Here is a 25443-nt window from a genome sequence, read left to right as displayed (position 1 = left end):
CCCTTAGAAATAGCCTTGACGTTTCTTGTCTTCCATCGAGCCTGCGCCATCGTGGTCGATGACACGGCCCTGGCGCTCGGAAGTTCGCGTCAGGAGCATTTCCTGAATGATGTCCGTGAGGCTTTCGGCCTCGGACTCCACCGCGCCCGTCAACGGGTAGCAGCCAAGGGTACGGAAACGCACTTTCTTTTTGACGATGCGCGCTTTGTCTTCATCGGACAGGTGCTCGAGGATGCGCTCGTCGTCGATCATGATCAGCGTGCCGTTCTTCTCGATCACTTCGCGCTCGGCGGCGAAGTACAGCGGCACAATCGGGATGCCTTCGAGATAGATGTACTGCCAGATGTCCAGCTCGGTCCAGTTCGACAACGGGAACACACGAATGGATTCGCCCTTGTTGACCTTGCCGTTGTAGACGTTCCACAGCTCCGGACGCTGGTTTTTCGGGTCCCAGCGATGCTTGCTGTCGCGGAACGAGTACACGCGCTCTTTGGCGCGGGACTTCTCTTCATCGCGACGGGCACCGCCGAACGCTGCGTCGAAACCATGCTTGTCGAGTGCCTGTTTCAGGCCTTCGGTTTTCATGATGTCGGTGTGCTTGGCGCTGCCGTGGGTGAACGGGTTGATGTTCTGCGCCACGCCATCGGGGTTGATGTGGGTGATCAGGTCCAGGCCCAGTTCCTCGACCATCTTGTCGCGGAACTTGTACATTTCCTGGAATTTCCAGCGGGTGTCGACGTGCATCACCGGAAACGGCAGTTTGCCCGGGAAGAACGCCTTGCGTGCCAGGTGCAGCATCACGGCGGAGTCTTTACCGATGGAGTACAGCATCACCGGGTTATCGAACTCGGCGGCCACCTCGCGGATGATGTGGATGCTTTCCGCCTCCAGCTGTTTCAGATGCGTCAGTTTGTCGACCATGGCTACTCACGAAAGCTTTCTTATGAACGGCCAGCGGGCCGTGTTCGAGCGGGGAATCCTAGCACAGCGACCTCTTCTAATCAGGACGCTTACTAGATCGAAAGGGCATATGAATATGCCCACTCGTTTGGCCGACGATCCCCTGTAGGAGTGAGCCTGCTCGCGATAGCTCTGTCACATACAACATAGTGGTGACTGACACACCGCTATCGCGAGCAGGCTCACTCCTACAAGGGACATGCGGTGGTTTTCAGATCGGGTTGGGGCAGTCGATGAAGATGTGTTCAACGGCAAAGCGTTTTGCCAGGTAGTCGCCCAACGCCTGTACGCCGTAGCGCTCGGTGGCGTGGTGCCCGGCGGCGATGAAGCTGATGTCGTTCTCGCGGGCGCTGTGGAAAGTCTGCTCGGACGCTTCACCGCTCAGATACAGATCGACACCTGCGGCGACGGCCTGATCGATATAGCCCTGACCGCCGCCGGTGCACCAGCCAACCCGACGAATCATCGGGCTGCCCTCGATCAACAGCGGCTCGCGGCCCATGACATCCTGCACCTTGCGGGCGAAATCGCGCGCGGTCATCGGCTCGTTCAACGAACCCACCAGACCGACGACTTTCAGATTGTCCGGATCCAGCGGGCCTTCGACCGTGATGTCGAGTTGGCGGGCAAGCTGCACGTTGTTGCCCACATCCGGGTGCAGATCCAGCGGCAAGTGGTAAGCGAGCAGACTGATGTCGTGCTTGAGCAAGGTCTTCAGGCGACGCTGCTTCATGCCGGTGATGCACGGATTCTCGCCCTTCCAGAAATAGCCGTGATGCACCAGCACCAGGTCGGCGCCGGCTTCAACGGCGGCATCCAGCAACGCTTGACTGGCGGTGACGCCGCTGACGATGCGCATCACCTGCGGGCGACCCTCGACCTGCAGGCCATTGGGACAATAATCGGCAAATTTCGCACTGCCGAGGTACCGGTCGGCTTCTTCGACGAGGGTGCTGAGGGCAACGGCCATGAAAGACTCCTAAATATCCCGTTCAGAGGCACGCGCGGCCTCGTATAATGCGCGACATTATGGGCGGTCTGACCCCGCCTGCAACTTTTCCAGGACGTGCTTAATGCTCAAGGCGCTGCGTTTTTTCGGCTGGCCGTTGTTGGCCGGTGTGCTTATCGCTCTGTTGATTATTCAGCGTTACCCGCAGTGGGTCGGGCTTCCGAGCCTCGACGTCAACCTGCAACAGGCCCCACAAACCACCAGCGTGCAGCAGGGGCCGGTGTCGTATGCCGATGCGGTGAGCATTGCCGCGCCGTCGGTGGTCAATCTCTACACCACCAAAGTCATCAACAAACCGGCGCATCCGCTGTTTGAGGATCCGCAGTTCCGGCGCTTCTTCGGTGACAACTCGCCAAAACAGAAACGCATGGAATCGAGCCTTGGTTCCGGCGTGATCATGAGTCCGGAAGGCTACATTTTGACCAACAACCACGTGACCAGTGGTGCGGATCAGATTGTGGTTGCCCTGAAGGACGGCCGGGAAACCCTCGCCCGCGTCATCGGCAGTGATCCGGAAACCGACCTCGCGGTGTTGAAAATCGATCTGAAAACCCTGCCGGCCATCACCGTGGGCCGCTCCGACAGCATTCGCATCGGCGACGTTGCGCTGGCCATCGGTAACCCGTTCGGCGTCGGCCAGACCGTGACCATGGGCATTATCAGTGCCACCGGGCGCAACCAGTTGGGCCTGAACAACTACGAAGACTTCATCCAGACCGACGCGGCGATCAACCCGGGTAACTCCGGCGGTGCGCTGGTCGACGCCAACGGCAACCTCACCGGCATCAACACGGCGATCTTTTCCAAATCCGGCGGTTCGCAGGGTATCGGCTTTGCGATTCCGGTGAAGCTGGCAATGGAAGTGATGAAGTCGATCATCGAGCACGGTCAGGTGATTCGCGGCTGGCTCGGCATTGAGGTGCAGCCGCTGACTCAGGAACTGGCCGAATCGTTTGGCCTGTCCGGGCGTCCGGGGATTGTTGTCGCGGGGATCTTCCGCGATGGCCCGGCGCAGAAGGCCGGCCTGCAACTGGGTGACGTGATTCTGAGCATCGACGGCGAACCGGCCGGCGATGGTCGCAAGTCGATGAATCAGGTCGCGCGGATCAAACCAACTGACAAGGTGACAATTCAGGTGATGCGCAACGGCAAAGAGCTGAAGCTCACCGCTGAAATCGGCCTGCGTCCGCCACCGGCCCCGGTAAAGGAAAAAGAAGAATAAGACTTTTTTCGCGCCAGGCGCGCGAATAAAAGACATTCTCAACAGGCATGTTATATTGTTTCAATTCTAGCAATTGGAACAGCATAACATGTCGTCTCGAACAAGGGTTTCCCTGCTCGGCCTGAGCCTCGGTTTGCTGGTCGATCCCGCCTTCGCCGAAGAACCAACGCCCCTCGAACTCGACGCCATCAGCGTCACCTCCGAATACGAGTCCGCCACCGGCCCGGTCAAAGGCTATCGCGCCACGCGCTCGGCCAGCGCGACCAAAACCGACACCGCAATCCGCGATATCCCGCAAGCCATCAGCGTGGTACCCGCCAGTGTGCTCAAGGACCTGGGCAGCACCAGCGTCGAGCGCGCGCTGGATTTCGCTGGCGGCGTATCGAAGCAAAACAACTTCGGTGGCCTGACCCTCTACGAATACAGCGTGCGCGGCTTCACCACTTCGGAGTTCTACAAAGACGGCTTCAGTGCCAACCGGGGTTATCCGAGTACACCAGACGCGGCGAATATCGAACGCATCGAAGTGCTCAAAGGCCCCGCCGCCAGCCTTTATGGCCGAGGCGATCCGGGCGGCACGGTGAACATTGTCACCAAGAAACCGCAGCCGGAAGCTTTCACCACATTGCAAACCAGCGCCGGCAGTTGGGATCGCTATCGCACGGCGCTGGACGTCAACACGCCGCTGGATGATCAGGGCAATGTGCTGTCGCGGATCAACCTCGCGGTCGAGGACAACCACAGTTTCCGCGATCACGTCGACAGTAAGCGTGTGTTCGTCGCGCCCTCGATCAGTTGGCAATTGAACCCGGACACCTCGCTGCTGGTGGAAAGCGAAATCGTCCGTCACAGCTCCACCTTCGATCGCGGCATCGTCGCGCCCAACAATAAATGGAGCGGTGTTTCGCGCTCGACCTTCCTCGGCGAACCCAACGACGGCAACATCGACAACCACAACAACCTGCTGCAGGCGACTCTGGAACATCACCTCAATGACAGCTGGAAAGTGCGTCTGGCCAGCCACTACAAGGAAGGCAAACTCTGGGGCGACGCCTCGGAACAACGAGCGCTGAACGCCGACGGCCACACGGTCAACCGTCGCTTGCGCGAACGCGATAGCAGTTGGCATGACAGCATCACCCAACTGGAACTGCGCGGCCTGTTCGACCTCGGCCCTTGGCAGCATGAACTGCTGATCGGCACCGAGTACGAAAACTTCCGCAAGGACGAGCGCGTCACCACCATCGCCGGCGATCCCTACGCCATCGACATCTATAAGCCGGTCTACGGCCAGTTGAAACCCGAGGGCGCCCGCTCGGGCACCGATTTCTTCGAACATGTCGAAAGCCATGCGCTGAACCTGCAGGATCAAATCATCTTCACCGACAAACTGCGCGGGATGATCGGCGCTCGCTTCGAGCATTTCGATCAGCACATCGACGATCACAGCCGTAACGCCACCAGCCATCAACGTCACGATGCCCTCACCCAGCGGGTCGGCCTGCTCTATCAACTGACGCCGGACACCGGCCTGTTCGCCAACGCCTCAACCTCGTTCAAACCGAACAAAGGCCTCGACGCCGCTGGCAAATCCTTCGATCCGGAAGAAGGCGTCGGTTACGAAGTCGGGATCAAGAACGAGCTGTTCGACGAGCGCCTGAGCAGCACCCTCGCCTTCTTCCACATCGACAAGGAAAACGTCCTCGCTCTCGATCCGGCCACCGACACCAGCCGCGCCATGGGCAAGGCGCGCAGTCGCGGTTTCGATTGGCAGATCACCGGGCAGGTCACCGATGCGGTGCGAGTCATCGGCGCGTTCGCCTACATCGATGCTGAAGTGACCAAGGGCGACGCAGTGATCCCCACCGGCAGCCGCATCCTCGGCGTGGCCAAACGCAGCGGCAGCCTGCTCGGGGTTTATGAGTTTCAGGATGGCCATTTGCGCGGCTCGGACGTCGGCGCGGCATTCACCTATGTCGGCGATCGCTCGGGAGAGTCCGGCAGCGACTTCGAATTGCCGGCCTATCACACCGTCGATTTGCTGGCGCATTACAAGGCCAGCGACAACGTCACCGTCGGCCTCAACCTGAACAACCTCTTCGACGAAAAGTACTACGAGCGCTCTTACAGCAACTACTGGGTCAACCCCGGCGAGCCGCGCAATTTCACCGTCAGCCTGACACTCAACCTGTAAAAGGACGTCACCATGCAATACGGCAAATCCCTTGTACTCATCGCCGCGCTGTTCGCCGGCCAGGTTTCCGCCCATGGCCTGTGGACCGAACAGCGCCGCGGCAACATCGAAGTGGTCTACGGTCATGGCGCTGAGGACAACGCGTTCAAGGCGCAGAAGATCAGTGGGGCCTGGGCTTACGATGCGGGCGGCAAGATGATTCCGGTGAGCGTCGAGCGCCTGGCCGATCATGCTCGCCTGAAACCGTTGAAGTCGCCTGCGGTGATGGCCGTGGCATTGAACAATGGCATGTGGTCGCAAACGGCTGACAAGAAGTGGATCAACGAAGGCCGCAGCAAAGTGCCGAGTGCCATTGAGGCAACCGAGACGTTCAAGTACAGCCTGGCGGTTTACCAGCCGGGGGTGAAGTTGCCCAAGCTGGATCAGATCAAGTTGCTGATTGTGCCGGAGGTTGATCCGCTGACCGTTGGGCCGGGCAAGTCATTGCCGGTGCGGGTATTGCTCGATGGCAAACCAGCGGCGGGGGTGAAGTTGGTTGGCGACTATCGCAGCGCGCCGAACACAGTGAGCACCGAGACTGACAAGGATGGCCGTGCGCAGGTGCTGGTGCGTAATGAAGGGTTGAATGTGATTGCGGCGCAGGTGGAAGTGCCGGTGAAGGACAGCGCGGATGTTAATAGCCGTGGGCTGTTTAGTTCGCTGACTTTCCTGGGCGAGCCGCATCACGAATAAGAGCAGGCCCTCACCCCAGCCCTCTCCCGGGAGGGAGAGGGAGCCGATAGAGTTGTCTTGCGGGATACATCGACCTGAGAGACCGCGTCGATTATGGATTCGGTAGAGCAAGTTCAGGTCGGTGCAACTCAGGAACATCCCCCAATCAGTCCCCTCTCCCTCTGGGAGAGGGCTAGGGTGAGGGGCTTTTGCTTTTAGAGGTCGCCAAGCCCATCAATCAGCGCCTGATTCTGCTCCGGCGTGCCAATCGAAATCCGCAGGAACTGCGCGATCCGTTCCTGCTTGAAGTGCCGCACGATCACGCCCTGCTCACGCAACCTGGACGCCAGTCCCGCCGCATCGTGCTGCGGATGCCGGGCGAAAATGAAGTTCGCCGCCGACGGCAGCACTTCAAAACCCTTGGCCTGCAATTGCGCGATCACCCACTCACGGCTCTCGATTACCAAGCGGCAGGTCTTGTCGAAATACTCACGATCTTCGAACGCCGCTGCCGCGCCGACAATCGCCAGACGATCCAGCGGATAGGAGTTGAAGCTGTTCTTGATCCGCTCCAGCGCCTCGATCAGGTCCGGATGCCCGACCGCCAGGCCCACCCGCAGCCCGGCCAGCGACCGCGACTTGGACAGGGTCTGCGTCACCAGCAGGTTCGGATAACGGTCCACCAGACTGATCGCGGTTTCGCCACCGAAGTCGATGTAGGCCTCGTCCACCACGACCACCGAATCCGGGCTGGCCTTGAGGATCCGTTCGACCGCGTCCAGTGCCAACAGGCAACCGGTGGGGGCGTTCGGGTTAGGGAAAATGATCCCGCCATTCGGCTTGGCGTAGTCGGCCGGGTTGATCTGGAACTGCGCGTCCAGCGGCACCGCATCGTATTTGATGCCGTACAACCCGCAGTAAACCGGATAGAAACTGTAACTGATGTCCGGGAACAGCAGCGGCTGATCGTGTTGCAGCAAACCGTGGAAGATGTGCGCCAACACTTCATCCGAACCATTACCGAGGAACACCTGATTGCTCTGCACGCCGTAGTAATCGGCGACGGCAGTTTTCAACAGGTCGCTGTTCGGGTCCGGGTACAGACGCAGATTGTCATTAAGCTCGACCTGCATCGCCGCCAAGGCTTTTGGCGAGGGGCCGTACGGGTTCTCGTTGGTATTGAGCTTGACCAGTTTGGTCAGCTTCGGCTGTTCGCCCGGCACGTATGGCACCAGATCCTTGACGAACGGGCTCCAGAATTTACTCATCGCTCAGTTCCCCTGCCCTTTTAGAAAGTCTTCGTCTTTGATGCGGTATTCAGCGCTGCGCGCGTGCGCGCTCAGCGATTCGCCACGGGCCAGAACCGATGCCGTTTTACCCAGCTCGGAAGCACCGGCCTCGGAGCAGAAGATGATCGACGAACGCTTCTGGAAGTCATACACACCCAGCGGCGAGGAGAAACGCGCGGTGCCGGAGGTCGGCAGCACATGGTTCGGGCCCGCGCAGTAATCGCCCAACGCTTCGGAGGTGTGGCGGCCCATGAAGATTGCACCCGCGTGGCGGATCTGCGGCAGCCAGGCCTGTGGGTCAGCCACCGACAGCTCCAAGTGTTCCGGGGCGATGCGGTTGGCGACTTCGATGGCTTGCGCCATGTCCTTCACGTGAATCAGCGCACCACGGCCATTGATCGAAGTTTCGATGATGGTCGCACGGTCCATGGTTGGCAGCAGTTTGTCGATGCTCGCGGCGACCTTGTCGAGAAACTCGGCGTCCGGGCTGACCAGAATCGCCTGAGCGTCTTCGTCGTGTTCGGCTTGCGAGAACAGGTCCATCGCAATCCAGTCCGGATCAGTCTGGCCATCGCACACCACGAGGATTTCCGAAGGGCCGGCGATCATGTCGATGCCGACCTGACCGAACACGTGACGCTTGGCGGTGGCGACATAGATGTTGCCCGGGCCAACAACCTTGTCGACTTGCGGCACGCTTTCGGTGCCATAAGCCAGAGCAGCAACCGCTTGCGCGCCACCGATGGTGAACACGCGATCGACGCCAGCGATGCACGCGGCCGCCAACACCAGTTCGTTGATTTCACCGCGCGGGGTCGGCACGACCATGACCACTTCGGTCACACCAGCGACCTTGGCCGGAATCGCGTTCATCAACACCGACGACGGGTACGACGCCTTGCCGCCCGGCACGTACAGACCGGCGCGGTCCAGCGGCGTGACCTTCTGGCCCAATACTGTGCCGTCAGCCTCGGTGTAGCTCCAGGAATCCTGCTTCTGTTTTTCGTGGTAACTGCGCACACGGGCCGCGGCTTTTTCCAGAGCTTCGCGCTGTGCCACGGTGATGCGGGTCAGGGCCAGTTCCAGACGCTCGCGCGGCAGGATCAGATCAGCCATTGAGGCAACTTCGAGGCCGTCGAACTTCTGGGTGAACTCGACCAGCGCCGCGTCACCACGCTCGCGCACCGCCTTGATGATGTCGAGCACGCGCTGATTGACCGAGTCGTCAGACACACTTTCCCAGCTCAACAGATGATCCAGATGATGCGCGAAATCCGGGTCAGCAGCGTTGAGTCGGCGAATTGCAGTCGGTGCGGTCATAGCGAGAGCCTCATAGGAATGGCAAAAAACTCAGGCGCCCGAAACTATCATTCGATCCGCTTAGGCACCTGAGAATTCTGGCTATGAGGCGGATAGACGGCGCGACCTGGGTCGCGCAGGTAAATCAGCCGCGGTGTCGCGATTCCACTGCATTGCGCAGGGTATCGATCAACGCCTGGATCCGGGCGTGTTGCATTTTCATCGAAGCTTTATTGACCACCAGGCGCGAGCTGATCGTGGCGATCAGTTCCTGAGGTTCCAGGCCATTGGCGCGCAGGGTGTTACCAGTGTCGACCACGTCGATGATCTTGTCCGCCAGACCGATCAGCGGCGCCAGTTCCATCGAGCCATAAAGCTTGATGATATCGACCTGACGACCCTGCTCGGCGTAATAACGCTTGGCGACGTTGACGAATTTGGTCGCCACGCGCAGACGGCCCTTGGGCTCAGGCGCGCCGATCTTGCCGGCAGTCATCAGCTTGCACTGGGCAATCTGCAGATCCAGAGGCTCGTAGAGACCCTGGCCGGTGTATTCCATCAACACGTCTTTGCCGGCAACGCCGAGGTCGGCCGCGCCATGCTCGACATAGGTCGGCACATCGGTGGCACGCACGATCAGCAGACGAACGTCGTCCTGGGTCGTGGGAATGATCAGCTTGCGGCTCTTGTCCGGATTCTCGGTCGGCACGATGCCCGCTTCGGCGAGAAGCGGCAGGGTGTCGTCAAGGATGCGGCCCTTGGACAGTGCGATGGTCAACATGGGAAACGTCAGTCCTTATCAAGGTACTCATGTCCGGTCGCAATCGGCGCCGGACACACATCGAGCCGTAAACCGGCTCGACTCAAAACGAATTCAACGGACACGTCCCTGTGTCCCGATGCAGCAATCAGCCCGGAACGCGACGGATCTTGGCGCCCAGCATCTGCAGTTTTTCTTCGATGCACTCGTAACCACGGTCGATGTGGTAGATGCGGTCGATCAAAGTATCGCCTTCAGCAACCAGCGCCGAGATCACCAGGCTGGCCGAAGCACGCAGGTCGGTCGCCATCACAGGCGCGCCCTTGAGAACTTCAGTACCGGTGACGATAGCGGTGTTGCCTTCGACCTGGATCTTGGCGCCCATGCGGTGCAGTTCGTACACGTGCATGAAACGGTTTTCGAAGATCGTCTCGATCACGGCGCCGGTGCCTTCGGCAATGGCGTTGAGCGAGATGAACTGTGCCTGCATGTCAGTCGGGAAAGCCGGGTAAGGCGCGGTGCGCACGTTGACGGCTTTCGGACGCTTGCCGTGCATGTTCAGCTCGATCCAGTCTTCACCGCAGGTGATTTCTGCGCCGGCTTCACGGAGTTTTTCCAGAACGGCTTCAAGGATGGTCGGATCAGTGTCCTTGACCTTGACGCGGCCGCCGGTCACGGCAGCGGCAACCAGGTAGGTGCCGGTTTCGATACGGTCAGGCATGACCTTATAGAAAGCCGAACCCAGACGCTCGACGCCATCGATGGTGATGGTGTCGGTACCGGCGCCGGAAACCTTGGCGCCCATGGCGTTGAGGAAGTTCGCCAGGTCAACCACTTCAGGTTCACGGGCGGCGTTCTGCAGTACGCTGCGGCCCTTGGCCAGAGCCGCGGCCATCATGATGTTCTCGGTACCGGTCACGCTGACGGTGTCGAAGAAGAAGTGCGCACCGCGCAGGCCACCTTCAGGCGCCTTGGCCTTGATGTAGCCGCCTTCGACGTCGATGACCGCGCCCATGGCTTCGAGGCCACGGATGTGCAGGTCGACCGGACGCGAACCGATCGCGCAACCACCAGGCAAAGCCACTTCGGCTTCACCGAAACGGGCAACCATCGGGCCCAGTACCAGGATCGACGCACGCATGGTTTTCACCAGTTCGTACGGGGCGATCAGGGTCTTGATGGTGCGCGGGTCGATTTCGACGCTGAGTTTCTCGTCGATCACCGGCTCGATGCCCATGCGACCGAACAGCTCGATCATGGTGGTGATGTCGTGCAGGTGCGGCAGGTTGCCAACGGTCACCGGGCCATCGCACAGCAGGGTGGCGGCCAGGATCGGCAGGGCAGAGTTCTTTGCCCCGGAAATGCGGATCTCGCCATCAAGACGAGCGCCACCGGTAATAATCAATTTATCCATAAGAATCTCGACGCCCTTAGGCTCAGGTGCGCTCGGCCCAGGCCGCGCTGCTGAAAAATTTCATAGTGACCGCATGGATGCTGCCATCGGTGATCCATGGGTTCAAATGGGCATAGACCTGCTGCTGACGCTTCACCGGGCTCAACGCCGCCAGTTCATCGCTAATCACGTTCAGCTGGAAATTGCAGCCTTCGCCCTCAACTTCTACCAACGTTCCGGGCAGCTTTCCTTCAAGGAAGCTCTTCACTTCTACGGCCTGCATGCTCAACCTCAATCGGCGCCCTGTGCGCACGGGTCGGACATCATACAAAAAAGCCCCGCGCCTGCGAACCCCGCATGGCAGGACTCTGACGGGGGGCTTCTTTATTGATGCGGGTTCAGGGGTGCGCCAACAGTTCGGTCAGTTCACTGACCTGAGCAATTTCGCGCATGTCTTCGGGCATCGCGCGGATGCTCACAGCCTTGCCGGCCGCATTCGCATCGCGCATGAAGCACAGCAGCAACGACAAGCCGACGCTGCTGGACTTCTTCACCGCCGAGCAATCGATCACCAGCGAGGACGCCTTGCTGGATTTGATCAGCGCCTGGCCTTCCTTGCGCAAGTCTGCGCCGGTGCGGTAATCCAGCACGCCGCTGAGCAGAAGCTCGTCGACATCACTCATACGAACTGCGGCCTCACTCATTGTGCTGGCTTCTCGGCAGCTTTGTCGGTTTCCTGCTTGGCCTTGGCCACTTCACCGGCCCAGCCATCGATAGTCTTGTCCAGATCGTTGCCATTGCGCTGCATCGCGTCGGCGAACTGATCACGGAACAGTTTGCCGATGTTGATACCGTTGATGATCACGTTGCGCAGTTTCCACTCGCCGTTGATCTTCTCCAGCGTGTACTGCACAGGATAGATTGCGCCGCTGCTGCCCTTGACGGTCATGTTGACGCTGGTGCGATCGCCCGATTCGTCCTTGGCCGGATCAACAGTGATGCCCTGGTTGTTGTACTCAAGCAAGGCGTTGCCGTAGAACTGGAACAGGCCGCGCTTGAAATTTTCCTGAAAGCGCTGCATCTGCGCAGGCGTCGCCTTGCGCGAATACTTCACGGTCATGATGCTTTTGGAAATGCCTTCAGCGTCCACCACCGGACCGACGATGGTGTTCAACGCCGTGTAGAAATCCTGCGGATCCTGCTTGTACTTCTCTTTATTGGCCTGCAAATCGGCAAGCATCCGGTTCGTGGTGTCCTGAACCAGATCATGCGCGGATTGCCCAGGCGCAGCGTTGGCCAGCAGTGGCAATGCCGCGAGCAACACCAACAGGCCACGTCGCAAGGTAGAGATCATTCAAAAGCTCCTCATTTGGCGTCTTTGCTAACGGTATTGAGCAGGAATTTACCGATCAGGTCTTCCAGTACCAGTGACGACTGCGTGTCGTGGATGGTTCCACCATCCTTCAGCGGTTTGTCTTCCCCGCCGACGCTGATACCGATGTACTTCTCGCCCAGCAGACCAGCGGTCAGGATAGACGCTGTGGAGTCGGTTGGCAGATTGTCGACCTTCTTATCCACTTGCAGGGTGACCCGACCGGTGAAGCTGTCGCGATCCAGATCGATCGCCGTGACCTTGCCGATGGTCACACCGGCCATGGTCACTTTGGCTCTGACCGTCAAACCGGCGATATTGTCAAAGTAGGCATACAGTTTATAGGTGTCGGTGGTCGACGTCGGAGACAGGCCACTGACCCGCAAAGCAAGCAGCAACAAAGCCAGGATCCCTGCCAGCAGGAACAGGCCGACACCGATTTCCAGGGTGCGGTTTTGCATCAGAAATCTCCAAACATCAAAGCGGTCAGAATAAAGTCCAGACCCAGTACCGCCAGTGAGGCGAATACCACGGTCTTGGTGGTGGCGCGACTGATGCCCTCGGAAGTGGGCTCACAGTCATAGCCTTGGAATACGGCAATCCAGGTCACTACAAAGGCGAAAACAATACTTTTGATCACGCCGTTGAGCACGTCACTGGTGAAATTCACGCTGTTCTGCATGTTCGCCCAATAAGAGCCTTCATACACACCCAGCCAGTCGACAGCCACCCACGAACCGCCCCAGATACCGACCACGCTGAAAATCATCGCCAGCACCGGCAGGGAAATGAAGCCGGCCCACAGGCGCGGAGCAATGATGTACTTGAGCGGATCGACACCGATCATTTCCAGGCTGGACAGCTGCTCGGTGGACTTCATGTTGCCAATCTCGGCAGTCAGGGCCGAACCGGCACGACCGGCGAACAACAGCGCAGTCACCACCGGACCCAGCTCACGCAACAGGGTCAGCGCAACCATCTGCCCCACCGCCTGCTCCGAACCGTAGCTCGACAGAATGCTGAAGCCCTGCAGCGCCAGCACCATGCCAATGAAAATCCCGGAAACAACGATAATCACCAGCGACATGACGCCGACTGAATGCAACTGCTTGATCAGCAGACTGAAACCGCCGCTGATCCCGCCGCGCCCCAGCAAGGCATGAAACAGGAACAGCGTCGCACGACCGAACACCGCGACGGCGTCGATCGCCGCCTCGCCGAACCGGCGCACGCGTTCTATTAATGAAATTCTGCGCATCAGCGCTTCCCCAGAAGATCTGCGCGGTAATCCGTCGCTGGAAAATGATACGGCACCGGGCCATCGGGATCGCCGGTCATGAACTGGCGGATCCGCGGTTCGTCCGAGTTCATCAACTCGTCCGGCGTACCCTGCCCCAGCACCTGACCATCACCCACCACATAGATGTAGTCGGCGATGCTCGCGGTTTCGGCCAGATCGTGGGACACCACGATACTGGTGATCCCCAGCGCATCGTTGAGCAGGCGGATCAGGCGCACCAGCACGCCCATGGCAATCGGGTCCTGGCCGACGAACGGTTCGTCGTACATGAGGATCTGCGGATCGAGCGCAATCGCCCGCGCCAGTGCGACGCGGCGCTTCATGCCACCGGACAGTTCATCCGGCATCAACTCGATGGCGCCGCGCAGACCGACCGCCTGCAATTTGAGCAGGACGATGTCGCGGATCATTTCTTCCGGCAAATCGGTATGAACACGCAGGGGGAAAGCCACGTTCTCGAACACATCGAGATCGGTGAACAGCGCGCCGCTTTGAAACAGCACACCCATGTGCTTTCGCGCATCGAACAAATCGCTGCGCGAAAGCGCAGGCAAATTCTGGCCGTTGACCCAGACTTCACCGCTGGCAGGGCGCAATTGTGCGCCCATCAATCGCAGCAGCGTGGTCTTGCCACACCCGGAAGGCCCCATGATGCCGGTGACCTTGCCGCGCGGGATGCGAATATCGACGTTATTGAAAATGCTGCGCGCACCGCGCTTGAAGGAGACTCCCTTCAGCTCGACCGCGTAGGCGTTATCGGCACTCATCTAAACTCCTTGCGATGCAGCCTCTCACTCGGACGCCTGTCTTTACTTAAAAAGTACGTACATCCCGGGCAGGCCGAACTGGCGGCGAACTATATCACTGCAAAGGCGAAGCGCCCAAGGCTTGTACCAGCCTGAGTTCGGCGATATGACAGGTGCGCAGGCTCTTTTACCGGGTTTTGGTAACGAGTAATGACAAAGCACGACGAACTTGCGTGAGGCTTTGCAACATAACCGCTATAATCGCCGCCTTTTCATCGGGCTATACGATTTCTGACATGAGCCAATCCAGCGACCTGATTCAATCGGCACAACGCACCATCCAACTCGAAGTGGAAGCCGTACAAGGCTTGTTGCCCCATATCGACGCCGATTTCGTACGCGCTTGCGAGATGATTCTGGCCAGCAAGGGCCGTGTAGTCGTGGTCGGCATGGGCAAATCCGGGCACATCGGCAACAAGATTGCCGCAACCCTGGCCAGTACCGGCACCCCGGCGTTTTTTGTCCACCCGGCCGAAGCCAGCCATGGCGACATGGGCATGATCACTCGCGATGACGTGATCCTAGCCCTGTCGAACTCCGGCTCGACCAACGAAATCGTGACCCTGCTGCCGCTGATCAAACGTCTGGGCATCCAGTTGATCAGCGTCACCGGCAACCCGCAATCGCCACTGGCCAAGGCTGCCGAGGTCAATCTCAACGTTCACGTCGAGCATGAAGCCTGCCCGCTGAACCTCGCGCCGACCTCTTCGACCACTGCGGCCCTGGTCATGGGGGACGCACTGGCCGTAGCGCTGCTGGAAGCGCGCGGCTTCACCGCTGAAGATTTCGCTTTCTCGCATCCGGGCGGCGCCCTTGGCCGTCGACTGCTGCTGAAAGTGGAAAACGTCATGCACGCCGGCCAGGAGTTGCCGCAAGTCCAACGCGGCACGCTGCTCAAGGACGCATTGATGGAAATGACCCGTAAAGGTCTGGGCATGACCGTCATCCTTGAAGCGGACGGTAAACTGGCCGGGATCTTCACCGACGGCGACTTGCGCCGTACGCTTGACCGCAGCATCGACATTCGCAGTGCCACCATCGACCAGGTCATGACGGCCCACGGCAAGACTGCCCGGCCCGAGATGCTGGCCGCCGAGGCCCTGAAAATCATGGAAGACCACCGAATCAACGCACTGGTCGTCGTAGACGAGGAAGATCGCCCGGTCGGCGCCTTCAACCTCTCCGACCTGCTGCGCGCAGGAGTCATGTAATGAGCAACGATCTGCTGCAACGCGGCAAAGCGATCAAACTGGCGGTTTTCGACGTCGACGGCGTCCTCACTGACGGTCGCCTGTACTTCCTTGAAGACGGCAGCGAATTCAAGACCTTCAACACCCTCGACGGCCAAGGCATCAAAATGCTGATGAACGCCGGCGTGCAGACCGCTATCATCAGCGGTCGCAAAACGCCGGTGGTCGAGCGTCGCGCGAAAAACCTGGGGATTCCCCACCTGTTTCAGGGGCGCGAAGACAAACTGGTTGTCCTCGACGGCCTGCTTGAGCAACTGGGCCTAAGCTATGAAGAGGTCGCCTATCTCGGTGACGACCTGCCCGACCTGCCGGTAATCCGCCGTGTGGGCCTTGGCATGGCCGTGGCCAACGCCGCCGATTTCGTCCGCGAACACGCCCATGGCGTTACCCGGGCCCGTGGTGGCGAAGGTGCCGCCCGCGAATTCTGCGAATTGATCCTGCGCGCCCAGGGCCGCCTCGATGCGGCTAACGCCGCGTACCTGTGAGCCAAACCATGTTCAGCAAAAAATTTCGCAACTTCCTGCTGTTCGGCTGCATCGCTGCGATTTTCGCAGCGGTCGGCTATTGGAATATCAGCCCGGAACGTTTTCTCGACAAACCACCGGTCACCTCGGTGGAAACGCCTATCGACTGGTATGCAACCAACACGCACACCATTCAGTACCTGCCCGATGGCAAAGTGCAGTACGAGATGACCTCCGACAAGGCCGAACACGTCAAGGCCACCGATATCACTCTGGTGACCAAGCCTGATTTGAACATGTATCGCGGCACCGACTTCCCATGGCACGTGACCAGCGAGCGCGGCGAAGTGAATTCGGGCGGTACCGAAGTGGAACTGATCGATTCGGTCCGCGTGCAGCGCACCGATGAAAAACAGCGCGGCACCCTGATCACCAGCACGCGCATGACCGTGTTCCCGCAGCAAGAATATGCGCAGACTGCGCAACCCGTTAGAATCGAGGGCGCTGGTGGCGTATCGACTGGCGTCGGAATGAAAGCGTACCTGAAGGACAGCAGGATACACCTGCAATCGAACGTAAGAGGACAGTATGAGGCTCGTTAAAACCCTCCCTATTTTGCTCAGTCTGGGCGCAGCACTGGGAAGCGTGAGCGCCTGGGCTCTGCCGAACGATCAGCAGCAACCTATCCGCATTCAGGCCGACGACGCCCAACTGGACGACAAGAACGGCATCGCGACCTATAAAGGTGATGTGATCATCACCCAGGGCTCGATGATCGTTAAAGGCAACACCGTCACCATGACTCGCGCGCCGAATGGCGATATCGACGTGGTGACCTCCGTGGGCAATCTGGCTTACTTCGAGCAGTTGCAAACCCAGGGTGACACCAAACCGGTTCAAGGCTACGGCGTGACGATTCAATATCACGCCCAGCAAAACCGCGTCGTGCTGATCGATAAGGCCAAGGTCGTCGACAAAGACGGCAACGTCACTCAGGGCGAAAAAATCGTCTACGACACCGTGAAGAAACTGGCCAGCGCCGGTCGCGCTACCGGCAGCAAGGTCACCGAGGCGCGTCCGCGCATCGACATGGTGATCCAGCCGAAGAAGAAAACCGACGAGAAAACCCAGTAATGGCAACTCTGAAAGCTCAGCACCTGGCCAAGGCCTATAAAAGCCGCCAGGTCGTGCGTGACGTCAGCCTGTCGATCGACAGCGGCCAGATTGTCGGCCTGCTTGGCCCGAACGGCGCCGGCAAGACGACCTGCTTCTACATGATCGTCGGGCTGGTACAGGCCGATCAGGGCCGCGTGCTGATCGACGATCTGGACGTCAGCCACCAGCCAATGCACGGTCGTGCCAAGGCCGGGATCGGTTATCTGCCGCAAGAAGCGTCGATCTTCCGCAAACTGTCGGTGGCCGACAACATCATGGCCATCCTCGAGACCCGTCAGGAGCTCGACAAGGCCGGCCGCCGCAAGGAGCTGGAAAGCCTGCTGCAGGAATTCCACATCAGCCACATCCGCGACAACCTCGGCATGAGCCTGTCCGGTGGTGAACGCCGCCGGGTGGAAATCGCCCGCGCTCTGGCGACCGCACCGAAATTCATCCTGCTCGACGAACCATTCGCCGGTGTCGACCCGATCTCGGTTGGCGACATCAAGCAGATCATCCACCACCTCAAGGCCAAAGGCATCGGTGTATTGATCACCGACCACAACGTCCGTGAGACGCTGGATATCTGCGAAACCGCTTACATCGTCAACGATGGTCAACTGATCGCTGAAGGCGACGCAGAAACCATCCTGGCCAACGATCTGGTCAAGGAAGTGTATCTGGGCCACGAGTTCCGCCTGTAAGCGCAACAGTGCCCGGTGCGCCGCCCGGGCGCTGTATCGATTCAAGCAGGATTTAATCCGCTTTAATTGTTACGGCGCTCTAGGCAAACACTTCAGTTTCAGGCATATAATTTGCTTAAGTTTGGCGCTTCGGCGCCCTGTAGTGGATGGCGCATAGCGCCGGCGAATAAGGTGTTAAGCCCCTGCCATGAAACCATCGCTAGTCTTGAGAATGGGCCAGCAGCTGACGATGACACCGCAGCTGCAACAGGCCATCCGCCTGCTCCAATTGTCGACCCTGGATCTGCAACAGGAAATCCAGGAGGCTCTGGAATCCAATCCGATGCTCGAACGCCAGGAAGAAGGCGACGACTTCGACAATTCCGACCCCATGGCCGACAACGCCGAACAGAAGCCCAACACCGAGATCCAGGAACCTTCCTATCAGGAAACCGCGCCGACGGTAGATAACCTCGAGGACGGTGAATGGAACGAACGCATCCCCAACGAGCTTCCAGTCGACACGGCCTGGGAAGACGTTTACCAGACCAGCGCCAGTAGCCTGCCCAGCAGCGATGATGACGAGTGGGACTTCACCACCCGCACCTCCGCCGGCGAGAGCCTGCAGAGCCACCTGCTGTGGCAACTGAATCTCGCACCGATGTCCGACACCGATCGCCTGATCGCCGTCACCCTGATCGATTGCATCAATAATCAGGGCTACCTGGACGAGACCCTCGAGGAAATCCTCGAGGCGTTCGATCCGGAACTGGACATTGAACTCGACGAAATCGAAGCCGTTCTACATCGCATCCAGCAATTCGAACCGGCTGGTATCGGCGCGCGCAACCTTAGTGAATGCCTGCTGCTGCAATTGCGTCAGTTACCCGCCAAGACGCCATGGCTGGCTGAAGCGAAACGTCTGGTCAGCGATTACATCGATCTGCTCGGCAGCCGCGATTACAGCCAGTTGATGCGACGCATGAAGCTCAAGGAAGACGAGCTGCGTCAGGTCATCGAACTGGTGCAGAGCCTCAATCCGCGCCCGGGTTCGCAAATCGAATCGACTGAAGCCGAATACGTTGTCCCCGACGTCATCGTGCGCAAGGACAACGAGCGCTGGCTGGTCGAACTCAATCAGGAGTCGGTGCCACGCCTGCGCGTCAACGCCCAGTACGCGGGTTTCGTCCGCCGCGCCGACACCAGCGCCGACAACACCTTCATGCGCAATCAATTGCAGGAAGCCCGCTGGTTCATCAAGAGCCTGCAGAGCCGTAACGAAACCCTGATGAAAGTAGCCACCCAGATCGTCGAGCATCAGCGCGGTTTTCTGGAGTACGGCGACGAAGCCATGAAGCCGTTGGTCCTGCACGACATCGCCGAAGCGGTCGGTATGCACGAATCGACGATTTCCCGGGTGACCACGCAGAAATTCATGCATACCCCGCGCGGTATTTATGAGTTGAAATACTTTTTCTCCAGCCACGTCAGCACCTCCGAGGGCGGCGAATGCTCGTCCACAGCGATCCGCGCGATCATCAAAAAACTGGTTGCCGCGGAAAATCAGAAAAAGCCGTTGAGTGACAGCAAGATCGCTGGTTTACTGGAGGCACAAGGCATTCAGGTGGCTCGCCGCACCGTCGCCAAGTACCGCGAATCCCTCGGGATCGCGCCTTCGAGCGAACGCAAGCGGTTGATGTAAGCCACGTTACAGCGTTCCAGTGGCAGGCTTTTCGGCCTGCCGCTTTATGCACTGGCAACGAAGGAGAAGCTGTATGCAAGTCAACATCAGTGGACACCAACTGGAAGTGACCCAACCTCTGCGTTCCTACATCGAGGAAAAACTCCAACGACTGGAGCGACATTTCGACAAGATCACCAACGTGCAAGTCACGATGTGCGTCGAAAAGCTGAAGCAGAAAATCGAAGCCACCTTGCATATACCCGGCAGCGAAGTGGTCGCCAACGCAGAAGATACTGATATGTATGCTGCGATCGACTCACTGACCGACAAGCTGGATCGCCAACTCAAAAAGCATAAGGAAAAGACCCAGAGCCTCCTTCAGGGCGCAACCGGTCGTTAACATCCCTAATCCATGATCCGACTTGAAACCATCCTGACCCCCGGCCGTTCCCAAGTGAACGCGCCGGGCGGCAGCAAGAAAAAAGCCCTCGAACAGATTGCCAACCTGATCCATCGCGAAGTGCCGGATCTGGCGATGCAAGATGTCTTCGAGGCGTTGATTGCCCGTGAAAAACTCGGTTCCACCGGTTTTGGCAACGGCATCGCCATTCCTCACTGCCGCCTCAAGGGTTGCCAGTCGCCCATCAGCGCGCTGTTGCACCTTGAAGCCCCTATCGATTTCGACGCCATCGACGGCGCGCCGGTGGACCTGCTGTTTGTTTTGCTGGTCCCGGAAGCCGCAACCGATGCGCACCTGGAATTGTTGCGTCAGATCGCCAGCATGCTCGATCGCAAGGAAGTACGCGATAAACTGCGCAGCGCCCCGAGCAGCGAAGCCTTGTACCAGGTCGTACTGGACGAGCAGAACGGGCATTAATCATGCGTTTGATCATCGTCAGTGGCCGTTCGGGCTCGGGCAAAAGTACCGCCCTGAACGTCCTTGAGGACAACGGTTACTACTGCATCGACAACTTGCCGGCGGGATTGCTGCCGGAGCTGGCCGAGCGCGCCCTGATTCACACTGAACTGGCGCAACCGCTGGTGGCCGTGTCGATCGATGCGCGCAACTTGCCAAGCCATCTGTCACGCTTCCCCGAATTGCTTGAAGACGCCAGAAGCAAGCATATCCAGTGCGATGTGCTGTATCTGGACGCTGACGAGGAAACCCTGCTCAAACGGTTTTCCGAGACCCGTCGTCGTCATCCGCTGAGCAATGCCAATCGCTCGCTGGCCGAGGCGATTCAGGATGAAACCGCCCTGCTCGGCCCGATCGCCGATCTCGCTGACCTGAAGATCAACACCACCAATCTGAACCTGTACCAGTTGCGCGATTCCATCAAGCTGCGCCTGCTGAATCAGCCGGAGCCGGGCACCGCGTTTCTGGTCGAGTCATTCGGTTTCAAGCGTGGCATGCCGGTTGATGCCGATCTGGTTTTCGATGTGCGTTGTCTGCCAAATCCTTACTGGAAACCGGAACTCCGCGCGCAGTCAGGCCTCGATGCGCCGGTGGCCGAATATCTGGCGGAACAGCCGGATGTCGAAGAAATGTATCAGGACATCTTCGCCTACCTGCACAAGTGGCTGCCGCGCTTCGCCGCCAGCAACCGCGCCTACGTCACCATTGCCATTGGCTGCACCGGCGGACATCACCGCTCTGTCTACCTGACCGAACGCCTGGGTCAGGCCCTGCAGAAAACCCTGAAGAACGTCCAGGTTCGCCACCGCGACCTCACTTAAAGGATTCACTCCGCGATGCCTGCTCGTGAAATCGAAATCATCAACAAATTGGGTCTGCATGCCCGGGCATCGGCTAAATTTGTCGGCGTGGCCGGCAAGTTTCCGGAGACGACGATTAGAGTCGGTCGCACGCCCGAGACAGCAGTGGACGGTAAAAGCATCATGGCGATGATGATGCTCGCGGCCGGCAAGGGCACCAAAATCCATTTGAGCACCGAAGGTGAACAGGCTGAGGAGGCCATGGATGCCTTGGTGGAGCTGATCAACAACTACTTCGATGAAGGCGGTTGATCCGCCAATGAGGGAGCTTGCTCCCTCTTCACCTTCATTCAGCCCAGCGCCGTATCCATCACCATCATCAAACAAAACCCGATCAACAAACCAAGACTCGCCAGCTTGTCATGACCATGGCGTCTCGACTCGGGAATCACTTCGTGGGTCACCACCAGCAACATCGCCCCTGCCGCCAGCGCCAGCCCTAAAGGCAACAACACCTGCGCCAGACTGACCAGCCACGCACACAAAAACGCAAACACCGGTTCAACCAGACCTGACGCCGCACCGATCAGAAATGCCTTCACCCGCGACATCCCCGCCCCGGCCAAGACCAGGGCAATCACCAGACCTTCCGGCACATCCTGCAAAGCGATGCCCATGGCCAGGCTGTCCGCATCCGCCATGCCGCCGCCAGCCGAAACGCCAACCGCCATGCCTTCCGGAATGTTATGGGCAATGATGGCGAACACGAACAACCAGATCCTTGGCGGAATCACTGGATGCTCGACAGTGCCGACCAGCATTTCCGGGGACGCGCCGGACACCTTGCGATCAACCAGATACAACCCGAACGCCCCGAGCATGATACCGAAGCAGATCAGGCCACTGGCGCCCCACGGGGTCAGCCCGAGGCTTTCGGCGGCGGCAATGCCCGGCACGATCAGCGAAAACGCCGTCGCCGCGAGCATTACCCCGGCGCCGAAACCCAGCAAGGTATCGCTGAGAGCCTGGGGCATGCGCCGGATCACCAGCACCGGCACCGCACCGAGCGCCGTACCGAGGGCGCAGATCGCGCCACCCTGCAACGCCCGCGCCAGCCTCGGCTGCAGATTCAGCCATTCCAGTCCGTGAGCGACCAGCAAGGTCATGCCCGCCAACAGCAATAGCGAGCCCACTGCGTAACGAAACATACGCCCACTTCCGATCGCCAGTGTTTCAGTGCCCATAGTCAGCCTTGGATTGTTTTTATAGAAGACTTAAACCAGCGCGGCCTGAAAGCGCGCAGCCACTTCAGGCCAATTGATCACGTTGTAGAACGCGTTGATGTATTCCGGGCGACGGTTCTGATAGCGCAGGTAGTAGGCGTGCTCCCAGACGTCGAGGCCGAGAATCGGCGTGTTGCCGTTCATCAACGGGCTGTCCTGATTGCCGCTGCTTTCCACCACCAGTTGCTTTTCCGGGGTCACGCTCAGCCAAGCCCAGCCGCTGCCGAAACGGGTTAGCGCGGCTTTGGTGAAAGCTTCCTTGAAGCTGTCGAGACCGCCCAGTTGTTCATCGATGGCCTTGGCCAGCGCACCGTCAGGTTTACCGCCACCGTGGGGCACCATCACTTCCCAGAACAATGAGTGGTTGGCGTGACCGCCGCCCTGATTGATCACTGCAGCACGGAGTTTTTCCGGCAGATCCTTAACGCTGGCGACCAGTTTCTCCACCGGCCATTCAGCGTACTCAGTGCCTTCTACAGCGGCGTTGAGGTTGTTGATGTAAGTCTGGTGATGTTTGGTGTAGTGGATCTCCATGGTTTGCGCATCGATATGCGGCTCGAGGGCGTCGTAGGCGTAAGGCAAGGCAGGCAAGGTAAAAGCCATTTCAATGGACTCCATGGTGATGGGCGGCAGGCGCGCGACGCGCATTGCCGGTATCGGGGTGCAGCAGGCGCTGGGTGCGCGGATATTCGCCGTGCTCGCTGATGAAATTCAGCAGTTCGACATAGGTCTTGCTGCTCTGGCGCAGCGCCGCTTCACGCAGGGCCGGGCGCAGACGTTCGTCCTGCATGGTCTGCAACAGGCGTTGATGGATGGCGCAGAGGTATTCGGCGCTCTCCTCCGGCTGATTCAGGCGTAAGTGCAGATCCGCCAGGTTGTGATGGGAGATGACGCAAGCCGCCACCGCTTCGTCGGCATCCGCCCAGCGTTCGAACAATACTTGCGCCAGGGCCAGGGCTTGCAGGTAAGCCTCACGGGCGTCGATCAGCTCGCCCAGCATGAAGCAGCGATTGGCCCGTTCGATCGTGCGTTTCCAGTGCTCCATGGTGAGCCTCCAAAGCGATTGCAGGGTTTACACGCCGCCGGCAGTGAGTTTCTCGGGATTGAGCAACTCTTCCAGTTGGCTGCGTGACAGATCAGTGTGTTCCAGGGCGACGTCGATCACCGCACGACCTTCCTTGTAAGCCTGCTTGGCGATTTCAGCGGCTTTCTGGTAACCGATGATCGGGTTGAGCGCGGTGACCAGAATCGGGTTGCGCGACAACGCTTCTTTCACACGCGACTCGTTGACCTTGAAGCTGGCGATGGCTTTGTCACCGAGCAGGCGACTGGAGTTGGCCAGCAATTCGATGCTGCTCAGCAGGTTCTGCGCGATGATCGGCAGCATCACGTTCAGTTCGAAATTGCCGGACTGGCCCGCAATGGTGATCACCGAGTCGTTGCCGATCACCTGCGCAGCGACCATGGCGGTAGCTTCCGGAATCACCGGGTTGACCTTACCCGGCATGATCGACGAGCCCGGTTGCAGGGCTTCGAGTTCGATTTCGCCGAGGCCGGCGAGCGGGCCGGAATTCATCCAGCGCAGGTCGTTGGCGATTTTCATCAGCGATACAGCCACGGCCTTGAGCTGGCCGGAGACGACTACGGCAGTGTCCTGTGAGCCGATCAGCGCAAACAAGTCCTTGCCCGGGGTGAATTGCACATCGGTCAGTTGGCTCAACTGGCGGCTGAAACGTGCGGCGAATTCTGGATGCGCGTTGATCCCGGTGCCGACCGCCGTGCCACCCTGCGCCAGCGATTGCAGACTGGGCAACAAATCCTGCAGATGACTGATGTTGGCTTTGAGCTGCTGCGCCCAACCATTGAGCACCTGGCTCATGCGCACCGGCATCGCGTCCATCAGATGCGTGCGGCCGGTTTTGACGTGGTGATGGACCTGTGCGGATTTTTCCTCGATCACTTGCACCAAGTGCAACAGCGCCGGCAGCAGTTGCTCATGCAAGGCCAGCGCAGCGCTGACATGAATGGTGGTGGGGATGATGTCGGTGCTGCTCTGACCGCAGTTGACGTGATCGTTGGGGTTCACCGGCTCACCCAGCAGACGGCTGGCCAGGGTCGCGATCACTTCGTTGGCGTTCATGTTGGAACTGGTGCCAGAACCGGTCTGAAAGATGTCCACCGGAAAATGCCGCATGAAGTCGCCTTCGAGCAAGCCTTGCGCGGCATCGCTGATGGCTTTGCCCTGTGCGGCGGTGATCTGGTTGAGTTCGACGTTGGCGCGGGCGGCGGCGGCTTTGGCGAGGATCAGCGCGCGGATGAATTGCGTCGGCATGGGTTTGCCGCTGATAGGGAAGTTATCCACTGCGCGCTGGGTCTGCGCGCCGTAGAGAGCGTCCACCGGCACCTGCAGTTCGCCCATGCTGTCGCGCTCAATACGTGTCTTGGTCATCTGAAAATCCTTGCACCAGTTCAATAAGAGGAATCGAGGGCAGCAGTTCGCAGGTGGCGAGCTGCCAGGTATAGCGTTGCCAACGCTGGAGCCGGCATTTGCACAGGGACAGGCGCTCCATTTCACGCAGTGGACGCCAGGCTTGATCGAGACAGAGGCTGCGCCAGTGCCACGGCAAGGCGATGTCGGTGGCAGTGTCGAGCAGCAAACGAAAGGAGGTTTCAGCGATGGTCCAGGGAGAAGTTGCCGTACAGCAGGCCAGGTACCGGCCTTCGGCCAGATAATGTTCGATCAGGCGCGGTTCGTCGGGATCCATCGCGCAACGGATCTGGCGACTCATCCAGCGCCAGCTTTCGAGGTAAGGCTGCTCGTGCAAGGCAGAACTCATGATTCGGGCTCATCCGATAATGAGATTTATTATTAGATGATAATGAGAACCAAAAC

30 protein-coding genes are annotated in these 25443 nt (G+C 59.3%); 13 read left to right on the top strand and 17 right to left on the bottom strand.

Annotated features, from left to right (window positions below; translation table 11 throughout):
• Positions 1-3: 3 nt before the first annotated feature.
• Together cysD and ACM6IV_RS16620 are read right to left on the bottom strand one after the other, a co-directional pair.
• Positions 4-921: a sulfate adenylyltransferase subunit CysD gene (gene cysD, locus ACM6IV_RS16625; protein WP_007912374.1), complete on the bottom strand. Its 918-nt coding sequence runs from the start codon at positions 919-921 to the stop codon at positions 4-6.
• Between the two features lie 250 nt (positions 922-1171).
• Positions 1172-1930 carry a Nif3-like dinuclear metal center hexameric protein gene (locus ACM6IV_RS16620; protein WP_414870815.1) on the bottom strand — a complete coding sequence of 253 codons (759 nt, stop codon included), beginning with the start codon at positions 1928-1930 and terminating at the stop codon, positions 1172-1174.
• A gap of 103 nt (positions 1931-2033) precedes the next feature.
• Here ACM6IV_RS16620 and algW point away from each other — a divergent pair, with 103 nt between their 5' ends.
• The 3 genes from algW (at position 2034) to ACM6IV_RS16605 (ending at position 6117) form a co-directional block, all read left to right on the top strand.
• Positions 2034-3191 (top strand): Do family serine endopeptidase AlgW, encoded by a 1158-nt coding sequence (gene algW / locus ACM6IV_RS16615; protein WP_414870814.1) that lies wholly within the window; start codon positions 2034-2036, stop codon positions 3189-3191.
• Between the two features lie 88 nt (positions 3192-3279).
• Positions 3280-5385, top strand: a complete 2106-nt coding sequence (locus tag ACM6IV_RS16610; RefSeq protein ID WP_414870813.1) for a TonB-dependent siderophore receptor — start codon at positions 3280-3282, stop codon at positions 5383-5385.
• Positions 5386-5397: 12 nt separating this feature from the next.
• Complete coding sequence (locus ACM6IV_RS16605) at positions 5398-6117, top strand: DUF4198 domain-containing protein (protein WP_414870812.1); 720 nt, start codon at positions 5398-5400, stop codon at positions 6115-6117.
• 194 nt (positions 6118-6311) lie between these two features.
• Here the strand turns inward: ACM6IV_RS16605 and hisC are convergent, their stop codons facing one another.
• The 10 genes from hisC to ACM6IV_RS16555 form a co-directional block, all read right to left on the bottom strand.
• Positions 6312-7364 (bottom strand): histidinol-phosphate transaminase, encoded by a 1053-nt coding sequence (gene hisC / locus ACM6IV_RS16600; RefSeq protein WP_414870811.1) that lies wholly within the window; start codon positions 7362-7364, stop codon positions 6312-6314.
• A gap of 3 nt (positions 7365-7367) precedes the next feature.
• Positions 7368-8705 (bottom strand): histidinol dehydrogenase, encoded by a 1338-nt coding sequence (gene hisD / locus ACM6IV_RS16595; protein ID WP_007912383.1) that lies wholly within the window; start codon positions 8703-8705, stop codon positions 7368-7370.
• 124 nt (positions 8706-8829) lie between these two features.
• The gene (hisG, locus tag ACM6IV_RS16590) at positions 8830-9465 is read right to left on the bottom strand and encodes an ATP phosphoribosyltransferase (RefSeq protein ID WP_007912384.1); all 636 of its coding nucleotides are present in this window, start codon (positions 9463-9465) and stop codon (positions 8830-8832) included.
• A gap of 127 nt (positions 9466-9592) precedes the next feature.
• A complete protein-coding gene (gene murA / locus ACM6IV_RS16585; RefSeq protein ID WP_007912385.1) occupies positions 9593-10858 on the bottom strand; it encodes a UDP-N-acetylglucosamine 1-carboxyvinyltransferase in 1266 nt (421 codons plus the stop codon).
• A 22-nt stretch (positions 10859-10880) separates the two neighbouring features.
• A complete protein-coding gene (locus tag ACM6IV_RS16580; protein WP_008085051.1) occupies positions 10881-11120 on the bottom strand; it encodes a BolA family protein in 240 nt (79 codons plus the stop codon).
• A gap of 115 nt (positions 11121-11235) precedes the next feature.
• Positions 11236-11541, bottom strand: a complete 306-nt coding sequence (locus tag ACM6IV_RS16575) for an STAS domain-containing protein (protein WP_414870810.1) — start codon at positions 11539-11541, stop codon at positions 11236-11238.
• Entirely contained in the window at positions 11538-12191 is a 654-nt protein-coding gene (locus ACM6IV_RS16570; RefSeq protein WP_414870809.1) for an MlaC/ttg2D family ABC transporter substrate-binding protein, read from the bottom strand. Before ACM6IV_RS16570 ends, ACM6IV_RS16575 begins: the two co-directional genes overlap by 4 nt.
• Positions 12192-12202: 11 nt before the next feature.
• Complete coding sequence (gene mlaD / locus ACM6IV_RS16565; protein WP_007912400.1) at positions 12203-12670, bottom strand: outer membrane lipid asymmetry maintenance protein MlaD; 468 nt, start codon at positions 12668-12670, stop codon at positions 12203-12205.
• Positions 12670-13467, bottom strand: coding sequence for a lipid asymmetry maintenance ABC transporter permease subunit MlaE (gene mlaE / locus ACM6IV_RS16560; protein WP_414870808.1), 798 nt, complete (start codon positions 13465-13467; stop codon positions 12670-12672). The genes mlaD and mlaE overlap by 1 nt, the downstream gene beginning before the upstream one ends.
• Positions 13467-14276 (bottom strand): ATP-binding cassette domain-containing protein, encoded by an 810-nt coding sequence (locus tag ACM6IV_RS16555; RefSeq protein WP_007912403.1) that lies wholly within the window; start codon positions 14274-14276, stop codon positions 13467-13469. Before ACM6IV_RS16555 ends, mlaE begins: the two co-directional genes overlap by 1 nt.
• Positions 14277-14551: 275 nt before the next feature.
• Here ACM6IV_RS16555 and ACM6IV_RS16550 point away from each other — a divergent pair, with 275 nt between their 5' ends.
• From ACM6IV_RS16550 to ACM6IV_RS16505, 10 genes are all read left to right on the top strand, one after another.
• Positions 14552-15526 carry a KpsF/GutQ family sugar-phosphate isomerase gene (locus tag ACM6IV_RS16550; RefSeq protein ID WP_016984151.1) on the top strand — a complete coding sequence of 325 codons (975 nt, stop codon included), beginning with the start codon at positions 14552-14554 and terminating at the stop codon, positions 15524-15526.
• On the top strand, positions 15526-16050 hold the full coding sequence (locus ACM6IV_RS16545) for a KdsC family phosphatase (RefSeq protein ID WP_007912407.1): 525 nt from the start codon (positions 15526-15528) through the stop codon (positions 16048-16050). Before ACM6IV_RS16550 ends, ACM6IV_RS16545 begins: the two co-directional genes overlap by 1 nt.
• A gap of 8 nt (positions 16051-16058) precedes the next feature.
• Positions 16059-16631, top strand: coding sequence for an LPS export ABC transporter periplasmic protein LptC (lptC, locus tag ACM6IV_RS16540; protein ID WP_414870807.1), 573 nt, complete (start codon positions 16059-16061; stop codon positions 16629-16631).
• Entirely contained in the window at positions 16618-17163 is a 546-nt protein-coding gene (lptA, locus tag ACM6IV_RS16535) for a lipopolysaccharide transport periplasmic protein LptA (RefSeq protein WP_038357536.1), read from the top strand. Before lptC ends, lptA begins: the two co-directional genes overlap by 14 nt.
• On the top strand, positions 17163-17888 hold the full coding sequence (gene lptB / locus ACM6IV_RS16530; RefSeq protein WP_008085069.1) for an LPS export ABC transporter ATP-binding protein: 726 nt from the start codon (positions 17163-17165) through the stop codon (positions 17886-17888). Before lptA ends, lptB begins: the two co-directional genes overlap by 1 nt.
• A gap of 187 nt (positions 17889-18075) precedes the next feature.
• The gene (locus ACM6IV_RS16525) at positions 18076-19569 is read left to right on the top strand and encodes an RNA polymerase factor sigma-54 (protein ID WP_414870806.1); all 1494 of its coding nucleotides are present in this window, start codon (positions 18076-18078) and stop codon (positions 19567-19569) included.
• A gap of 73 nt (positions 19570-19642) precedes the next feature.
• The gene (gene hpf, locus ACM6IV_RS16520) at positions 19643-19951 is read left to right on the top strand and encodes a ribosome hibernation-promoting factor, HPF/YfiA family (protein ID WP_007912419.1); all 309 of its coding nucleotides are present in this window, start codon (positions 19643-19645) and stop codon (positions 19949-19951) included.
• 12 nt (positions 19952-19963) lie between these two features.
• Positions 19964-20428, top strand: coding sequence for a PTS IIA-like nitrogen regulatory protein PtsN (ptsN, locus tag ACM6IV_RS16515; RefSeq protein ID WP_414870805.1), 465 nt, complete (start codon positions 19964-19966; stop codon positions 20426-20428).
• 2 nt (positions 20429-20430) lie between these two features.
• Positions 20431-21288, top strand: a complete 858-nt coding sequence (rapZ, locus tag ACM6IV_RS16510; RefSeq protein WP_414870804.1) for an RNase adapter RapZ — start codon at positions 20431-20433, stop codon at positions 21286-21288.
• A gap of 15 nt (positions 21289-21303) precedes the next feature.
• Positions 21304-21579, top strand: a complete 276-nt coding sequence (locus tag ACM6IV_RS16505; protein WP_252875611.1) for an HPr family phosphocarrier protein — start codon at positions 21304-21306, stop codon at positions 21577-21579.
• A gap of 38 nt (positions 21580-21617) precedes the next feature.
• On the opposite strand, the gene ACM6IV_RS16500 is transcribed toward ACM6IV_RS16505, so the two are convergent.
• The 5 genes from ACM6IV_RS16500 to ACM6IV_RS16480 are packed head-to-tail and all read right to left on the bottom strand — an operon-like array spanning position 21618 to position 25387.
• Positions 21618-22511 (bottom strand): ZIP family metal transporter, encoded by an 894-nt coding sequence (locus ACM6IV_RS16500; RefSeq protein WP_414870803.1) that lies wholly within the window; start codon positions 22509-22511, stop codon positions 21618-21620.
• Between the two features lie 30 nt (positions 22512-22541).
• Positions 22542-23153, bottom strand: a complete 612-nt coding sequence (locus ACM6IV_RS16495) for a superoxide dismutase (protein ID WP_414870802.1) — start codon at positions 23151-23153, stop codon at positions 22542-22544.
• A 1-nt stretch (position 23154) separates the two neighbouring features.
• On the bottom strand, positions 23155-23595 hold the full coding sequence (locus tag ACM6IV_RS16490) for a hypothetical protein (protein WP_025109464.1): 441 nt from the start codon (positions 23593-23595) through the stop codon (positions 23155-23157).
• Positions 23596-23622: 27 nt separating this feature from the next.
• Complete coding sequence (locus ACM6IV_RS16485) at positions 23623-24999, bottom strand: class II fumarate hydratase (protein WP_414870801.1); 1377 nt, start codon at positions 24997-24999, stop codon at positions 23623-23625.
• The gene (locus tag ACM6IV_RS16480; protein WP_414870800.1) at positions 24980-25387 is read right to left on the bottom strand and encodes a FagA protein; all 408 of its coding nucleotides are present in this window, start codon (positions 25385-25387) and stop codon (positions 24980-24982) included. The genes ACM6IV_RS16485 and ACM6IV_RS16480 overlap by 20 nt, the downstream gene beginning before the upstream one ends.
• Positions 25388-25443 lie beyond the last annotated feature (56 nt).

Origin of the sequence: Pseudomonas sp. IT-347P (assembly GCF_949768005.1) — a bacterium.
Taxonomy (GTDB): Bacteria; Pseudomonadota; Gammaproteobacteria; order Pseudomonadales; family Pseudomonadaceae; genus Aquipseudomonas.
Note: the sequence above shows the minus strand (reverse complement) of the source record. Positions and strands in the feature narration are given on the sequence as shown.

Bases quoted from the DNA above. Each gene is read 5' to 3' on its own strand.
- cysD (WP_007912374.1), bottom strand. From the start codon at position 921: ATGGTCGACAAACTGACGCATCTGAAACAGCTGGAGGCGGAAAGCATC.
- ACM6IV_RS16620 (WP_414870815.1), bottom strand. From the start codon at position 1,930: ATGGCCGTTGCCCTCAGCACCCTCGTCGAAGAAGCCGACCGGTACCTC.
- algW (WP_414870814.1), top strand. From the start codon at position 2,034: ATGCTCAAGGCGCTGCGTTTTTTCGGCTGGCCGTTGTTGGCCGGTGTG.
- ACM6IV_RS16610 (WP_414870813.1), top strand. From the start codon at position 3,280: ATGTCGTCTCGAACAAGGGTTTCCCTGCTCGGCCTGAGCCTCGGTTTG.
- ACM6IV_RS16605 (WP_414870812.1), top strand. From the start codon at position 5,398: ATGCAATACGGCAAATCCCTTGTACTCATCGCCGCGCTGTTCGCCGGC.
- hisC (WP_414870811.1), bottom strand. From the start codon at position 7,364: ATGAGTAAATTCTGGAGCCCGTTCGTCAAGGATCTGGTGCCATACGTG.
- hisD (WP_007912383.1), bottom strand. From the start codon at position 8,705: ATGACCGCACCGACTGCAATTCGCCGACTCAACGCTGCTGACCCGGAT.
- hisG (WP_007912384.1), bottom strand. From the start codon at position 9,465: ATGTTGACCATCGCACTGTCCAAGGGCCGCATCCTTGACGACACCCTG.
- murA (WP_007912385.1), bottom strand. From the start codon at position 10,858: ATGGATAAATTGATTATTACCGGTGGCGCTCGTCTTGATGGCGAGATC.
- ACM6IV_RS16580 (WP_008085051.1), bottom strand. From the start codon at position 11,120: ATGCAGGCCGTAGAAGTGAAGAGCTTCCTTGAAGGAAAGCTGCCCGGA.
- ACM6IV_RS16575 (WP_414870810.1), bottom strand. From the start codon at position 11,541: ATGAGTGAGGCCGCAGTTCGTATGAGTGATGTCGACGAGCTTCTGCTC.
- ACM6IV_RS16570 (WP_414870809.1), bottom strand. From the start codon at position 12,191: ATGATCTCTACCTTGCGACGTGGCCTGTTGGTGTTGCTCGCGGCATTG.
- mlaD (WP_007912400.1), bottom strand. From the start codon at position 12,670: ATGCAAAACCGCACCCTGGAAATCGGTGTCGGCCTGTTCCTGCTGGCA.
- mlaE (WP_414870808.1), bottom strand. From the start codon at position 13,467: ATGCGCAGAATTTCATTAATAGAACGCGTGCGCCGGTTCGGCGAGGCG.
- ACM6IV_RS16555 (WP_007912403.1), bottom strand. From the start codon at position 14,276: ATGAGTGCCGATAACGCCTACGCGGTCGAGCTGAAGGGAGTCTCCTTC.
- ACM6IV_RS16550 (WP_016984151.1), top strand. From the start codon at position 14,552: ATGAGCCAATCCAGCGACCTGATTCAATCGGCACAACGCACCATCCAA.
- ACM6IV_RS16545 (WP_007912407.1), top strand. From the start codon at position 15,526: ATGAGCAACGATCTGCTGCAACGCGGCAAAGCGATCAAACTGGCGGTT.
- lptC (WP_414870807.1), top strand. From the start codon at position 16,059: ATGTTCAGCAAAAAATTTCGCAACTTCCTGCTGTTCGGCTGCATCGCT.
- lptA (WP_038357536.1), top strand. From the start codon at position 16,618: ATGAGGCTCGTTAAAACCCTCCCTATTTTGCTCAGTCTGGGCGCAGCA.
- lptB (WP_008085069.1), top strand. From the start codon at position 17,163: ATGGCAACTCTGAAAGCTCAGCACCTGGCCAAGGCCTATAAAAGCCGC.
- ACM6IV_RS16525 (WP_414870806.1), top strand. From the start codon at position 18,076: ATGAAACCATCGCTAGTCTTGAGAATGGGCCAGCAGCTGACGATGACA.
- hpf (WP_007912419.1), top strand. From the start codon at position 19,643: ATGCAAGTCAACATCAGTGGACACCAACTGGAAGTGACCCAACCTCTG.
- ptsN (WP_414870805.1), top strand. From the start codon at position 19,964: ATGATCCGACTTGAAACCATCCTGACCCCCGGCCGTTCCCAAGTGAAC.
- rapZ (WP_414870804.1), top strand. From the start codon at position 20,431: ATGCGTTTGATCATCGTCAGTGGCCGTTCGGGCTCGGGCAAAAGTACC.
- ACM6IV_RS16505 (WP_252875611.1), top strand. From the start codon at position 21,304: ATGCCTGCTCGTGAAATCGAAATCATCAACAAATTGGGTCTGCATGCC.
- ACM6IV_RS16500 (WP_414870803.1), bottom strand. From the start codon at position 22,511: ATGGGCACTGAAACACTGGCGATCGGAAGTGGGCGTATGTTTCGTTAC.
- ACM6IV_RS16495 (WP_414870802.1), bottom strand. From the start codon at position 23,153: ATGGCTTTTACCTTGCCTGCCTTGCCTTACGCCTACGACGCCCTCGAG.
- ACM6IV_RS16490 (WP_025109464.1), bottom strand. From the start codon at position 23,595: ATGGAGCACTGGAAACGCACGATCGAACGGGCCAATCGCTGCTTCATG.
- ACM6IV_RS16485 (WP_414870801.1), bottom strand. From the start codon at position 24,999: ATGACCAAGACACGTATTGAGCGCGACAGCATGGGCGAACTGCAGGTG.
- ACM6IV_RS16480 (WP_414870800.1), bottom strand. From the start codon at position 25,387: ATGAGTTCTGCCTTGCACGAGCAGCCTTACCTCGAAAGCTGGCGCTGG.